The organism is Propioniciclava flava, assembly GCF_004126535.1.
In the GTDB taxonomy this organism is placed as follows: Bacteria; Actinomycetota; Actinomycetes; order Propionibacteriales; family Propionibacteriaceae; genus Propioniciclava; species Propioniciclava flava.
The window spans coordinates 503,363-517,498 of the sequence record NZ_PPCV01000001.1; the positions used below are offsets into that span (position 1 = coordinate 503,363).

The following is a 14,136-nucleotide window of genomic DNA, read 5'->3' on the forward strand; positions in this document are numbered from 1 at the left end:
CCCTCTTGGCGCCTCACCACACGTCATGACGACCTGCGGGCTCCGTACAGATTACGCAGAGCGTCGATCAGCACGGCGGCGAAGATCATCAGGCCCCCGGCCAGCGTAATCAGCGTCTGCTGGATGCCCAGAATCGCCAAGCCGACCTGGATGACGGTGAGCAACAGCGTGCCCGCCAAGACACCCAGAATGCTGCCGCGGCCACCGGTCAGGCTGACCCCGCCAATCACCGCAGCGGCGATGACCTGCATTTCGTACGTCGTTCCAAAGGACGACGTGACTGCGCCCATGTAACCCGCCAGGAGCCAGCCTGCCAGACCCGAGAGCAGGCCAGAGATCACGTAGGCCCCGATCTTGACGCGGTCCACCTTGATACCGGCGATGTAGGCGGCGCGAGGGTTGCCACCGACGGCGAACAGGTCTCGGCCGAACTCGGTGCGCGTCCAGATGATGTGGAAGAGGAAGAAGACGACGATCAGAACCAAAGGCAACGCGGGGAAGCCAGCAATGCGTCCCTGGCTGACGAACTTGAACGAATCCGGCAGGTTGGAAAGGCTGGAGCCTCCGGTGATGGCCAGCAGGGCACCTTGGAGCACCATGTTCATGGCCAGGGTCGTGATCAAGGCATTAGCGCGCAACTTGGTCACGATCAGTCCGTTCACGAGACCGATCAACGAGCCCATGATCACGATGACGAGGATCGCCAGGGGAACGGGCAATCCCGCCTTCATGGCGATGACGCCCGTCAGCGCCGAGAACCCTGCCGTTCCCACCGTGGAGAGGTTGATGTCTCCCAGCAGGATGACCATGGAGATCGCAATGGCGAGGAGCCCCAGCACCGTCGCCTGGACCAAGATGTTGGACAAGATGCCCACGGAGAAGAAGGAGGGCCGGAAGAGGCCCATGATGCCGATGGCGAGGATCAGCAGGATCCACACCGCATTGTTCATGCTGAAGTCGAGGATCTTTCTCCCCGAAGAAACCGCGGTCATGCTGACGCCGCCTCCTTGTTGCTGTCCCGGATCTGGGTGAGTTGTTCGATGGTGAGGTCGTCGTTGTCCACCACGCTGGCCACACGGCCTTCGTCGAAGAAGACGAGCCGGTCGGCCACGCGGAGGAGTTCCTCGTAGTCGTTGGTCAGGTAAAGGGCGCTCATCCCTGTGCGGGTGAGTTCCAAGACCTTGGAGATGATCTCTTCACGGCTGAGGATGTCGATGCCGACGGTGGGCTCATCCAGAATCAGCAGCGAGGGTTGCGTGCTGAGCAGACGACTGACCAGGACCTTTTGCTGGTTGCCCCCGGAAAGGCTGTCCATCGGATCGAAGATCGTGTTGCACTTGATCTTGAGTTCGTCGCGGTACTGCTGGGAGCGCTGCCGCTGCCGTTTCAGGTCCAAGAACCCCCACGCTCGGCGCAACGCTCCTGCGTGACTACTGATGCCGATGTTCTCGTTGACATCCATCAAGGGCATGATTCCCTCGCGATGGCGATCAAACGAGATGTAGGCGATCCCTTCCCGCAGCGCTTGTCGGGGCGAGGACAGACGCACAAGACGTCCTTCCAGGTGGACCGTGCCGCTGGTGACGCGGTCGGCGCCGAACAGTGCGCGGCAGAACTCGCGGGCCCCCGAACCGGGGAACCCGATGATGCCGAGCACCTCTCCGCGACGGATGCCAAGATCAACGTCCTCGACTCCTGCGCTCCTCAGCCCCCGGATCTGAACGAGGACGTCGCTGGGGTCGGGTCGCTCGGCGCGTCGTCGGGTGAGTTCCACCTGCCCTCCTGCCACCAACTCCCCCAGGTGTTCCTGCGTCGCGGATGCGCGGTCCTCCACCGGGTACATCAGGCCATCGCGCAGGACGGAGATGGAGTCGGAGAGGTCCAACACCTCCCCGAGGTAGTGGGAGATGAAAATGAAGGCGGTGCCCATCGCCTTCAGGTCTCGGACAAAGGCGAAGAGTTCCTCCCGTTCGCGTGTGGTGAGAGCCGTCGTGGGCTCGTCCAAGATGATGAGCCGCGCGCCGCTGTGCATCGAACGGATGATGTTCAGTTTGCGCGCATCGATCGAGCTGAGGTCTCGGACCATGCCACGGGGGTCGGCGTCGACCCCATAGGCGGCGAGTTCTTGGGCTGCAACCTCGTTGATGGTCGACCAGTCCACGAGGCCGTTCTTCTTGGGCAAGTCCCCCGCGAAGATGTTCTCCGCCACAGTGAGGTCGGGGAAAGAGTTCTCGTGCTGGGGAACGAGACGGATGCCCAGCTTTTGGCGGGCGAAGATGTCCAGCTTGCGAAGGTCGTGGCCGTCGAACACGACATCGCCCTCGGTTTGTGGGTATACCCCGGCGATGATGTTGACCAGGGTCGACTTGCCCGCGCCATTGCGACCGAGCAGTGAGTGGATCTCCCCCGCAGCAATGTCCAGGTTGGCCCCAGACAGGGCGCGCGTGGCGCCGAAGATCTTAGAAACGTTGGTGACGCGGAGCAGCGGTTGGCTCATGCGATTGGCCCCCTGATGGAAGGGCCGGCGCTGACGTCAGGCCAGCGCCGGCCGTTGGCGAGCGGTTAGGCGTTGCCCCAGATCAGCGGGTTGTCCGCGTTCGACGCGGTGACCAGCACCGGGTCGAGCATGATCGTGGGGCCAGAGTCGCCCTTGGTGAAGGTCACCTGGGTGTTGAGGTACTTACCCTGAGGCGTGAAGGTGCCTGACGTCGGGACGGGCTTGCCGTCCATCGGGTAGGCCTTGAGTACCTCGGTGGCGATGCCGCCGACTCCGAAGACGTCGATGACGACCTCGGCGTCGATGTAGCCGTCCTTGACCTGGTGAAGGATGTCGCCCAGCCCATCGTGGGAGATGACAGCGACATGGTCGGGCTGGCCGACCTTGTGCCACATGCCGTTGGTCTTCAGCGACTCGATGACACCCAACGTGGCTGTGTCGGTCGGCGTGTTGACCACGTCCACCTTCTTGCCGGAGGACTTCAGATCAGCGATGACGTTGTTGAGGGCGCTGGTGGCCTTGTCAGCCTGCGGTGCGCCCAGAACGGAGACCAGTTGGATGTTCGGGTAGCGCTTGATGACCTGCTCGAAGCCTTGCGAGCGCTCTTTGAAGACCTGCGAGACGACCTCGCCGTACAGGTTGACGACGACGCCGCTCTCCGACCCGTTCTTCTCCTTCAGCAGTTCGACCGCCTTTTCTCCGGCGATCTGTCCCGACTTCACGCTGTCGAACAGCACCGACACGTCCACCTGGGCGTTGTTGGCCTTGTTGTCGATCACGGCGACGGGGATGTTGGCCTGCTTGGCGCGCCCCAAAACGTCAGCGACGGAATCGCTGTCGTACGGGTTGACCACCAAGGCGGCCGGTTGGATGTTTTGGACCAGGTTGTTGAGCTGGTCGTTCTGCTTGGCGGCATCTGCTTCCGCGACGGTGACCTTGCCCTGGTAGCCGAGCATGGTTGCGGCGTTCACCACGCCGTTGGCCATGGCGACGTGGACGGGTTCGGTGGAGTTCTTGGTGGAGTAGTAGATCTCCTTCGACCCCGACGCAGTTCCCGCTCCGCCGGAGGCGGGGGCTCCGCCCGTGGTGCAGGCGGCGAGGGAGACAGCGATGGCGAGTATGGAGGCGGCGATGCCGAGCTTTGTGCTCATGGTGTGACCTTCCTGACATTCGTGGATGACCGTGACGTGCAAGGACCGGCGCACCCTCCGCGCTTCGTCGCGCGGAGGATTCGGGAACACTCGGTCAGGTGACCGCGCCGGAGTTCAGGATCAGACGACGGTGAAGCAGCCGTCGATGATGATGTTCGCGCCGGAGGTGTAGGTCGCGGCGTCGGAGAGCAGGTAGATGACCGCCCCCGCCAGTTCGTCGGGGGTGCCCATGCGCCCGAAGGGGATCATGCCCTCCCAGGCCTGGCGCCAGTCCTCACGGACCGTCCCGGTCATCTCAGTGGCGATGTATCCGGGGCTGATCGCGTTCACACGGATGCCCAGATCGGCCCATTCGACGGCCAGCGACTTGGTGAGGTGCTCCACGCCCGCCTTGGAGGCGTTGTAGGAGGCCTGCTTCTGAGGGATGTTGACGATCGTGCCCGACATGGAGGCCGTGTTGACGATGTTGCCGGGGCGGCCTTGCTCGACGAGGTGACGCGCAAACGCCTGAGCGACGAAAAAGATGCCGTTGAGGTTGACGTCGACCACGCGGGTGAAGTCCTCGGGTGTGCACTCAAGCGCAGGCTTGTGCAAGACGATGCCCGCATTGTTGAACAGCAGGTCCAGCGGCCCCAGTTCGGCAGCTGCGCCAGCGATGGCGTCGGCAACCTGAGCCGGATCCGTGACGTTGCAGGTCAGGGCGGTGGTGCGCACCCCGTGGGTCGATGCAATCTCCGCGGCCACCTGGGTCGCGTCATTCAGGTCGACCAGCGCCACATTGGCGCCCTGCTCGGCCAGCGCATGAGCTACCACCTTGCCGATGCCCTGTGCGCCCCCCGTGACGACGGCGTTCTTTCCTGCGAGTGAGAAGCGATCCTGAGCCATGTTCTCTCCTAACGACCACATCACTGTGGGTCCGGAACCGGGGGCCCCTTCGCCCACCGAGAAAGTTCCAGAAAGTCGGTTCGTAAAATAGGTTAAGGAACGCACACCAGGCTGTCAAGGGCCTCCGCTCACGGCCCAAGCGCTGTCACGAGGTGTCGTCAAGTACTCCCCCAGCAGGCGGACGTCTCAGGGGATCAGCAGGGACGCCTGGCACTCTTGCCCGGTGACCAATCCCGAGGACAGCGCCACCATCGACCCCGAACTCCGCGCCGACGTGCGTCGCGTCTCCACCCTGCTGGGCGAGAGCCTCGTCCGGCAGGGAGGCCCGCGGCTTCTCGACCTGGTGGAGAGCGTGCGGCTTCAGATCAAAGAGGCCCGGTCGCAGTCATCCCCCGACGCCGCCGCGCTCGCGCGAGAGACGCTGCGTGAGCTCGATCTCGGGGACGCGACGGCGCTGGTGCGGGCGTTCGCGTCGTACTTCCAACTCGCGAACACGGCCGAGCAGGTGCACCGTGTGCGCGCCATCGAGGCGTCCGACGCTCGGGAAGGGTGGTTGGAGCGAGCCGTCTCCGCGATCGTGGCCGAAGGCGGCCCCGACCTGTTGGCCGAGACGATCGCCGCCACCGACTTGCGTCCGGTGTTCACCGCGCACCCGACGGAGGCCTCCCGTCGGTCGGTTTTACTGAAGCTGCGCGACATCGCCGACGAACTCGCCGCCACGACACCTGAAGGCAGTGTGGCTCGACATCGGCAAGATCGCCGCCTCGCGGAGACCATCGATTTGTTGTGGCAGACCGACGAGTTGCGGCTGGCCTCACCGACGCCGGTGGACGAGGCGCGCAATGCTTTGTTCTACGTCGACGCCATCGTCGCCGACGCCCTTCCTGCCGTCCTGGGTGACCTGAACGCCTTGTGCGCGGAGCACGGCATCCAACCCGACGCCCTGGCCGCGCCGATCCGGCTGGGGAGTTGGATCGGCGGCGACCGCGACGGGAACCCCTTCGTCACCCCCGCCGTGACCCGCGAGGTGCTGCAGTTGCAGCACGAGCATGCGGTGGCCCACGCCCTGGAGGTCGTGAGCGACCTCATCACCTCTTTGTCGATCTCGGATCGCCTCGCCGAGGTGTCGGCGCCGCTGCTGGAGTCGCTGCGCGAGGACCTGGGCCGTCTGGATCTCGACGAACGACTCTTGTCCATCAATGCCGAAGAGCCGTACCGTCTCAAGCTCAGCTGCATCCGCGTCAAGCTGATCAACACCCGGCAGCGCAACCGGATGGGGGCGCGCCACGAACCGGGCTTCGACTACGCCGACGCCCCCGAGATGCTGGCGGATCTTCTGCTCATCGCCGACTCCCTGGCCGACCACCACAGTCAACTGGCCGCTCACGGCCGGGTCCGTGCCGCGATTCAAGAGCTGTCCGCCAGCGGGCTTCACCTCGCCACCTTGGACATCCGGGAGCATTCGGATGCCCATCACGAGGCGGTCGGCGCACTCCTGGACCGGCTTGGCGTCCTGGATCGGCCCTACGCCGACCTCACCCGCGAGGAGCGCCGCGAGGTCCTCTCTGCGGAACTCGCCTCTCGGCGTCCCCTGGCCGGGCGTCACTCCCCCCTCGACGGCACGGCACGCAAAACGTTCGACGTCTTCACCGCCATCGGCGAGGCGCAGGCTCGGTACGGCCTGGAGGTGATCGAGACGTACATCGTCTCGATGACGCACGGCGTCGACGACATCCTTGCCGCGGCGATCCTCGCCCGGGAGGCAGGCCTGGTCGACCTCTACGGCGGGGCCGACGGGAGCGGGGCGCACGCAGACCTCGGCATCGTGGCACTCCTGGAAACCATCGAAGAACTGCGCAACAGCGCCGAACTGATCGACGGCCTCCTCAGCGATCCGTCCTTCCGCCGCCTGGTCGCGTTGCGCGGGGATCGCCTCGAGGTCATGCTGGGCTACTCCGACTCCAACAAGCAGGCCGGCGTGCTCACCAGCCAGTGGGAGATTCACCAAACCCAGCGACGCCTGCGCGACGTGACGCGTCGTCACGGTGTCGGGCTGCGCCTGTTCCACGGTCGGGGTGGCTCAGTGGGCCGCGGTGGTGGTCCGACGTACGACGCGATCCTGGCCCAGCCGGGCGGTGTCTTGGACGGGACGATCAAGTTCACCGAGCAGGGCGAGGTCATCTCCGACAAGTATTCGCTGCCCACCTTGGCCCGCGACAATCTCGCCCTGTCGCTGTCGGCGGTGTTATCCGCGACAGCGCTCCACCAGGAGCCGCGGCTCCCCGCCGACGTGCTGAGCCACTGGGACACCGTGATGCAGACGGTGTCGGATGCGGCTTTTGCCGCCTATGACGCGTTGGTCTCCAACCCGGATCTGCCTCGCTATTTCGTCACCTCCACACCGGTGGAGCAACTTGGCGCGCTGCACATCGGTTCGCGTCCCAGTAAGCGTCCCGATTCCGGCAACGGCATTGAGGGATTGCGCGCGATTCCGTGGGTGTTTGGCTGGACGCAGTCGCGACAGATCATCCCGGGCTGGTTCGGCGTCGGATCCGGCCTCAAGGCGGCCCGGGAGGCGGGCCATGCCGACGATCTGGCATCGATGCTGCGGGAGTGGAACTTCTTCGCGACCGTCGCGTCGAATGTGGCCATGACGCTTGCCAAGACGGATCTGGAGATCGCGGCGCACTACGTCTCCTCGCTCGTACCGCAGGAGTTGCAGCACGTCTTCGAGACCATCAAGGCCGAATACGAACTGACCATCGCCGAACTGACGCGGCTCACGGGAGAAACTCACCTCCTCGACGCCCAGCCTCGCCTGCAGCGGACGCTGGCCGTGCGTGATCAATACCTCGATCCGATCAGCTACCTGCAAGTGGAGTTGCTGCGTCGTGTCCGCGCGTTGGACGCTGCAGGCCAGGACATTCCCGACGAACTGCAACGCGCCCTGCTGGTCACCGTCAACGGAGTCGCCGCAGGGTTGCGCAACACCGGCTAGAAGCGTCCTCGGCATCCGCAGGACACGCGCGCTACCAGCTCCATGCCGAAAACCTCGGCACGGGGCACGTCAGGCACGTCGATGAAGGCGGCGATCGCGGCGTCGGCCATCGTTCGATAGGGGGCGCGCACGGCCGTGAGCGCCGGCCAGGAGTATTCCGACTCGGCCGTGCCGTCGAAGGACACGACCGCGACATCCTCAGGCACGCGTTTCCCCACCTCGTGGAGCGCTTGTAGTGCGCCCACCGCCATCAGATCCGACCCGGCGAAGATGGCGGTGGGTGGCTCCGGTGAGTCCATCAGGATCCGGACGCCTGCGGCTCCCCCCGCCCTGCTCCACTCGGTGAGAACCGGCGGTGGAACGTCCGCCCCGGCTTCAGTGAGGGATTGTTCCCAACCCGCCGCGCGACCGGGGCCGACGAGGGGGTCAAGAGGACCACCGAGGTAGGCGATTCGACGGTGCCCGTGCGCCAGAAGATGGCCGGTGGCCAGGCGCCCCCCTTCGACCGCGTCAGCGCCGACGGTGCTGAACCCCTGGACCGCTTGGGAGCGGTCGAAGATCAGCCGCGGCAAGCCTGCGTCCACGTCCCTGCTCGCAGCACCGCTGGGCCGGTCAGGGAAGACCGACAAGAAGATCAGGCCATCGACGCCGCGCTCGACGAGGTTGGCGCGCATCAAATGCTCACGCGCCTGATCACCATGGGTGCTGGCCAGCAGCATGGAAAAGCCTCGTTGAGAGGCCGCCGCGTCCAGCGCATCGATGCACTCGGAGTGGAAGGGGTTGATGATCTCCGAGAGCACCAGTCCCAGCATCCGGGTCGATCCGCGTTTGAGCGCGCGAGCGCTGGCGTTGGGTCGGTAGTCCAAGGTGCGAATGGCGCGCTGCACCCGTTCGCGTGTGGCGTCGGCAACCGGGCGTGGGCCCTCATTGACGACGTAGCTCACCACGGCCGTACTGACGCCAGCAAGCCGAGCGACGTCTGCTCGGGTCGCCGGTCGGGTCATGCCGCTAGGGGTCATCATTCTCCCGCCGAGGTTATCGTCGCGCGAGCGACGCTGCTAGATCCGACGGATCCGACCCTAGCCGGTCTACTGGAGTGGATGACTAGCTTCTCCTGGCCCCTCTAGCTCTTGCACTCCCATATTCTACTGCAGTAGATTCCCACCGTCGTCGCGATGCTGCGATGGCCACGGGCCACTATCCGCCCGATGCATCGCGAGTGAGACGGAGTCGTCGTGATCAAGCTGCCGGAGACCGCATACGCGTACCTGCGTGCGGGCGGGATCTCGCTCCTGCTGGAATGGGTCGATGGCGGCTGCCCGATCGTCGTCCACTGGGGCCCCGACCTGGGCCCCCTCGCGGACGCCGAAATCCGGCAACTCTCCCAGGCCGCGACACCGCCCATCGACCCATCCCACGGCTATGCCGCCCCCGTGCGCACCCGACTGCTGATGCTGGAGTCGGCGGGGTGGAAGGGGCGCCCCGGACTCGCCGGGCATCGCCTCGACGGGGCAGACTGGACGCCCAACCCGCGCATCACTGCCGTCCAGGCCGATGCAGACGCGACGCGATCCGGCGACATCGTCCGGCTAGGGTTGGGACGGCTCCAGTTCACCCTCACCGACCCGGACGCCGCTCTCACGCTGACCGTCGTGATCGACCTCCTGTCCACCGGCCTCCTCCGGACGCGGGCCGATGTGACCAACGTGGGCTCCTCCGACTACCAGCTCGAGGAACTCTCGCTCGCCCTCCCCACTCCGTTGACCGCTCAGGAGCTCATGGACTTCGGCGGGCGCTGGAGCCGTGAACGGACGGCCTTTCGGGCCCCTGTCGGCCCTCATGCGCACGTTCATGAGTCTCGGGCGGGCCGCCCCGGCTTCGACGCAGCTCCCATGCTCCTGTGCGGCCCGTGCGGCTTCGATTTCGCCAGCGGCGCGATCCATGGGGTCCACGTCGGATTCTCCGGCAACCAGCGCACCTGGATCGAGCGGGACAGCGGAGGCATCCAGATCCTGGCCGGCGGCGAACTCCTGCTCCCGGGAGAGATCCGCTTGGCGCCCGGCGACGCCTACCGCTCACCGTGGGTCTATTTCGGATACGGGGAAGGGCTCGATGCCCTGGCCCATCAAGTGCACGCCTGGCTTCGATCCCGCCCCAGCCATCCCAGCATCACCCGACCGGTGACCTTGAACGTCTGGGAGGCGGTCTACTTCGACCACGACCTCCCCCGCCTCCTTGACCTAGCCGAACGCGCCGCACGCGTCGGCGTCGAACGGTTCGTTCTCGACGACGGGTGGTTTGTCGGGCGACGCAACGACCGCACAGGCCTCGGCGACTGGCAGGTCGACCGCTCAGTGTGGCCCGATGGCCTCCACCCACTGGTTGATCGTGTGCGCGAACTGGGCATGGAGTTCGGGCTGTGGGTGGAACCCGAGATGGTCAACCCGGACTCCGACCTTGCTCGCGCGCACCCCGCATGGCTCCTTGCCGCCTCACCCGCGCTCCCTGTCTCCTGGCGTCATCAGCAGGTCCTCAATCTCGCCGACCCTGCTGCCTTCGCCCACGTCCACGATCACCTGTCAGCCCTCGTGGACGAGTACGAGATCTCCTACCTGAAGTGGGACCACAACCGCGAACTCGTCGCCGCAGGCGATGCCCGCCACCACCGCCGGGCCTCCGTCCACGAGCAGACTCTGGCCTGCTATCGGCTGATGGATGCTCTAGCAGCGCGGCGTCCGGGCCTGGAGATCGAGAGCTGCGCCTCTGGTGGCGCCCGCATCGACCTGGGGATGGCCCAGCACGTGCAACGGTTCTGGCCCTCCGACTGCATCGATCCCGTGGAGCGCTCCACCATCATGCGCTGGACCAGCCAACTACTCCCCTTGGAAATGCTCGGCTCGCACGTCTCCGGACCACGCTCCCGCACCACCGGGCGAGTCAGCACACTCAGCTTCCGGGCGGCCTCCGCGCTCTTCGGCCACTTCGGCATCGAATGGGACCTGACCAGCGCGAATGATGAGGAGATGGATGCCCTCACCCACTGGGTCTCCTACTACCGTGCGCGGCGCGAACTGCTGTTCACCGGCACCCTGCACCGACGCGACCTCGGCGATGCGGCCCTGGCGCTGCGGGGCGTCGTTGACCCCACGCGCACCCGGGCCTTGTTCGAACTGTCTGCGCTCCGCAGGCCCGACGTCGGTGCCGTGGGACGAGTCCGCCTCCCCGGGCTCGAGCCGACCCGGCTCTACCGCGTCCGCGCGCACGAGCCCGGTTCCGTGGCCGGCCTGGTCGCGCCCCCTTGGATGTTCGCCGAAACGACCGTGCTGAGCGGCGCGAGCCTCGGCGAGGCCGGGCTCCACGTGCCAACGATGTTTCCCGAGCAGACCCTCCTGATCGACGTCGAGGAGGTGCCCTCGACCTGACCCGCGCGCCACGCTGACGCGCACCCACTTACCGCCAACGATGTCACGTAAGGAAGAGCAATGACCCACACCGCACTTCGCGCCGGATTGGTGGCCACCACGGCCGCCGCCCTCCTGTTGACCGGATGCTCGGCACCCGGTTCCGGCCAGCAGAACCTCACCTTCTCCCTCTACATGACCGCGGACAGCCCCGCCCGCGCCGTCTACGAGAAGCTCATCGCCGACTTCACCCACGAGACCGGGGTCGCCGTCGACATGACCTACGACACCACCAACTACGAGAACAACATCAAGGTCAAGATGGCTGCAGGCAATCTTCCCGACGTGTTCGCGACGCACGGCTGGTCGGTCCTGCGCTACTCAGAATTCCTCCAGCCTCTCGACGACCAGGCCTGGACCAGCGGCGTCAACACCGCCTTGAACACCTCCATGCGTGACGACCAGGGCCACCTCTACGCGCTCCCCGTGGAGTACACCGTGGCCGGCATCGCGGTGAACCAGGACGTCGTCGAGAAGGCGGGCGTCGACGCCACGGCGATCAACACCTGGGACGACTTCAACACGGCCCTCACCAAGGTCGCCGCCACCGGCGTCACGCCGATCACCGCCTCCGGCAAGAGCAGTTCCGCGGGTAACATGGCCGACTTCATCGCGTCGAACGCGTTCACCGACGCGCAACGGCAGTCGTTCCTCGGCGGCACCTTCGACACGGCGGCATGGTCCGAACGCGTGCTGTCGCACGTTCAGGATTGGAGGACCGCGGGCTTCTTCAACGCCGATTACGTGTCGGCCTCACTGGACGATATGGCCTCGCAACTCGCCCAGGGACAAGCCGCGTTCGCGCTCGTCCCGGCCTCCTCCATCCTCGCGACGACGCTCAAGCTCAACCCCTCCGCCAACATCGGGTTCATTCCGATCCCCAGCGATCAGGCGGAGCGGTTCCTCGTCGGTGGCGAAGGCATCCACTCCTTCGGGGTCTCGAAGTCCAGTAAGAACAAGGAGGCCGCCCTGAAGTTCGTCGCCTTCCTCGCCGAACCCGATAACGCTGCAGCGATCGCCTCGGCGCTCGGGTCCTACTCGGGCCTCACGAACGTCAAAGTCGACCTCGGCCTCCTGCAGAGCAGCTACGACGCCTGGGTCACCCCAGCCCAGTTGCCCACCAAGCCATTCTTCGACCGCGTCTACCTGCCCAACGGCATCTGGAGCACCATGATCGCCACCACCGACTCCGTCATCACCGGACAGGCGTCCCCGGATCAGGCGTCGGAGCAGATGAAGCTCCAATACGACACCCTGTTCAGGCAGGCGCGCTGACCAACCTCCGGGACCGGCGCACACCCCCACGCCGGTCCCGGCCCGTCGAATCGAGCAAGGAGCCCAACGATGAGCGCGACAGCCCATCCTCATCAGGCGACACCGGCGCCCCGGCCGCACAGACCACCACGCCCCGCCGGCGCCTCCATCAACCTCATGTACGTCCCGGCGCTGGTGCTGTTCGCGGTGTTCATCATCTATCCCGTCCTCCAGGGCGTCAGCATCGCCATGACCAACTGGGACGGCTACTCCAGCAGGCGCGCCTTCGTCGGCCTGGAGAACTTCGCCCGCGTGTTCAGCGACCCGAACTTCTCTACCGCGATGACCAACACGTTCATCTATGGCGTCGGATCCACCGTGATCCAGCAGGTCCTCGGACTCCTGTTCGCCGTCCTCCTGGACCAAAAGCTCCGGGGCCGTCAGATCGCCCGGGCGATCATCTATCTCCCCGTCCTGGTGTCACCCGTCGTCATGGGCCTCATGTACTACCTCGTCTTCCGCTACCACCAAGGCGCACTCAACGACATCCTCGGCGTGTTCGGAGCCGCCCCCGTGTCGTGGATGTCTGATGCCGGCGTGGCCATTGGAGTGATCGTGGTGGTCAACTCCCTGCAGTTCATGGGCATCTCCATGCTCATCTATCTCTCAGGTCTCCAGGGGATCCCGCAGGAGATCCGGGAGGCGGCCGCACTCGACGGGTCGATCGGTTGGAACCAGTTCCGCAGCATCACGATCCCTCAGCTGATGCCCGCCTTCGCGTCCAGCGTCGTGCTCAACCTCATCGGCGGGCTCAAGCTCTACGACGTCATCCAGGTGCTCACCGGCGGCGGCCCCGGTTACGCGACCAACTCGGTATCGACCCTGATCGGCCGCACCTACTTCGGCAATCAGGCGGCGGGCTATGCGGCCGCCCAGGGCGTCGTGCTGTTCCTCGTCATCGTCGTCTGCACCGTCGCCTTGAACTGGTGGTTCGACCGCACCCGCTCGCATCTGGAGAACTGACATGCGCCGACACACGAAGATCCTCGTCACGCTCCTGGTGCTCACCGGATGCCTGGTGCAGTTGGTCCCGTTCTACTTGGCCCTCACCACTGCCTTCAAAGAACAGTCCGACCTCTCTTCAGTCTGGGCGTTCCCGTTCGCGGCGATCACGTGGGACAACCTCGCTGCGGCGATCGCGCAGGGCGGCGTCCTGCGGGCCACCTTCAACAGTGCGGTGGTGACCGTGATCGCGACGGGTCTCACCTGCATGCTCGCGGCGTTAGCCGCCTATCCGCTGGCACGCCGCCGGACACGTCTGAACCGGGGCGTGGAGTTCACGATCCTCGCCGTCATGATGGTTCCGCCCCTGAGCATCCTGGTCCCGCTGTACTCCTTGTTGAACGGGCTCGGCCTCCTGGACACCTATGCCGGGCTCATTCTGCCCCTGGTGTGCCTGGAACTGCCGCGGGCGATCTTCCTCTACACGCAGTTCCTCCGGGCTGTCCCGCTCTCCTTGGAGGAGGCCGCGCGAGTGGATGGGGCGAGCCGTCTACAGACCCTGCGCATCATCATCTTCCCGCTGCTCAAGCCGGTGACCGTGACCGTCATTATCCTCACGGCGGTCTACGTATGGAACGAGTTCGCGCTCAGCTCCTACATCATGACCAGCACCGAGATGAGGACCCTCGCGCCTTCAATCGCGGCCTTCTTCGGGGCTAACGGCTCCAACGTCAATGCCGCGGTCGCGGGTTCACTGATCGGCGTGGTGCCGATTCTGATCGCCTACCTGTTCCTGCAGCGCTACTTCATGAAGGGGATGCTCGCTGGCGCTGAGAAGTGACCTCGCCAGCCTCCCCCGCGCGGGCCAGAGCCACGCGGGTAGCCAGC

10 protein-coding genes are annotated in these 14,136 nt (G+C 65.6%); 5 read left to right on the forward strand and 5 right to left on the reverse strand.

The window, feature by feature from the left end; translation table 11 throughout:
- Positions 1 to 23: 23 nt before the first annotated feature.
- From C1706_RS02340 to C1706_RS02355, 4 genes are all read right to left on the reverse strand, one after another.
- A complete protein-coding gene (locus tag C1706_RS02340) occupies positions 24 to 992 on the reverse strand; it encodes an ABC transporter permease (RefSeq protein ID WP_129457577.1) in 969 nt (322 codons plus the stop codon).
- Positions 989 to 2,497, reverse strand: coding sequence for a sugar ABC transporter ATP-binding protein (locus C1706_RS02345; RefSeq protein WP_129457578.1), 1,509 nt, complete (start codon positions 2,495 to 2,497; stop codon positions 989 to 991). The genes C1706_RS02340 and C1706_RS02345 overlap by 4 nt, the downstream gene beginning before the upstream one ends.
- A gap of 65 nt (positions 2,498 to 2,562) precedes the next feature.
- Positions 2,563 to 3,648, reverse strand: coding sequence for a sugar ABC transporter substrate-binding protein (locus C1706_RS02350; protein ID WP_129457579.1), 1,086 nt, complete (start codon positions 3,646 to 3,648; stop codon positions 2,563 to 2,565).
- A gap of 120 nt (positions 3,649 to 3,768) precedes the next feature.
- Positions 3,769 to 4,533, reverse strand: coding sequence for an SDR family oxidoreductase (locus C1706_RS02355; RefSeq protein ID WP_129457580.1), 765 nt, complete (start codon positions 4,531 to 4,533; stop codon positions 3,769 to 3,771).
- 223 nt (positions 4,534 to 4,756) lie between these two features.
- Between C1706_RS02355 and ppc the strand changes: the two genes are divergently transcribed.
- Positions 4,757 to 7,531 carry a phosphoenolpyruvate carboxylase gene (ppc, locus tag C1706_RS02360; RefSeq protein WP_129457581.1) on the forward strand — a complete coding sequence of 925 codons (2,775 nt, stop codon included), beginning with the start codon at positions 4,757 to 4,759 and terminating at the stop codon, positions 7,529 to 7,531.
- Here the strand turns inward: ppc and C1706_RS02365 are convergent.
- Positions 7,528 to 8,535 carry a LacI family DNA-binding transcriptional regulator gene (locus tag C1706_RS02365; protein ID WP_129457582.1) on the reverse strand — a complete coding sequence of 336 codons (1,008 nt, stop codon included), beginning with the start codon at positions 8,533 to 8,535 and terminating at the stop codon, positions 7,528 to 7,530. The two genes, ppc and C1706_RS02365, sit on opposite strands and share 4 nt — an antisense overlap.
- Before the next feature lie 231 nt (positions 8,536 to 8,766).
- On the opposite strand from C1706_RS02365, the gene C1706_RS02370 reads away from it, so the two are divergent.
- From C1706_RS02370 to C1706_RS02385, 4 genes are all read left to right on the forward strand, one after another.
- On the forward strand, positions 8,767 to 10,953 hold the full coding sequence (locus C1706_RS02370) for an alpha-galactosidase (RefSeq protein WP_206660931.1): 2,187 nt from the start codon (positions 8,767 to 8,769) through the stop codon (positions 10,951 to 10,953).
- Positions 10,954 to 11,013: 60 nt separating this feature from the next.
- A complete protein-coding gene (locus C1706_RS02375) occupies positions 11,014 to 12,267 on the forward strand; it encodes an ABC transporter substrate-binding protein (protein WP_129457583.1) in 1,254 nt (417 codons plus the stop codon).
- A 69-nt stretch (positions 12,268 to 12,336) separates the two neighbouring features.
- Positions 12,337 to 13,269 carry a carbohydrate ABC transporter permease gene (locus C1706_RS02380; protein ID WP_129457584.1) on the forward strand — a complete coding sequence of 311 codons (933 nt, stop codon included), beginning with the start codon at positions 12,337 to 12,339 and terminating at the stop codon, positions 13,267 to 13,269.
- Position 13,270: 1 nt separating this feature from the next.
- Complete coding sequence (locus tag C1706_RS02385; RefSeq protein ID WP_129457585.1) at positions 13,271 to 14,089, forward strand: carbohydrate ABC transporter permease; 819 nt, start codon at positions 13,271 to 13,273, stop codon at positions 14,087 to 14,089.
- The last annotated feature ends 47 nt before the right edge of the window (positions 14,090 to 14,136 follow it).

Coding starts and splice junctions, on each gene's coding strand:
- C1706_RS02340 (WP_129457577.1), bottom strand. CDS start 992: ATGACCGCGGTTTCTTCGGGGAGAAAGATCCTCGACTTCAGCATGAAC.
- C1706_RS02345 (WP_129457578.1), bottom strand. CDS start 2,497: ATGAGCCAACCGCTGCTCCGCGTCACCAACGTTTCTAAGATCTTCGGC.
- C1706_RS02350 (WP_129457579.1), bottom strand. CDS start 3,648: ATGAGCACAAAGCTCGGCATCGCCGCCTCCATACTCGCCATCGCTGTC.
- C1706_RS02355 (WP_129457580.1), bottom strand. CDS start 4,533: ATGGCTCAGGATCGCTTCTCACTCGCAGGAAAGAACGCCGTCGTCACG.
- C1706_RS02365 (WP_129457582.1), bottom strand. CDS start 8,535: ATGACCCGACCGGCGACCCGAGCAGACGTCGCTCGGCTTGCTGGCGTC.
- C1706_RS02375 (WP_129457583.1), top strand. CDS start 11,014: ATGACCCACACCGCACTTCGCGCCGGATTGGTGGCCACCACGGCCGCC.
- C1706_RS02380 (WP_129457584.1), top strand. CDS start 12,337: ATGAGCGCGACAGCCCATCCTCATCAGGCGACACCGGCGCCCCGGCCG.
- C1706_RS02385 (WP_129457585.1), top strand. CDS start 13,271: ATGCGCCGACACACGAAGATCCTCGTCACGCTCCTGGTGCTCACCGGA.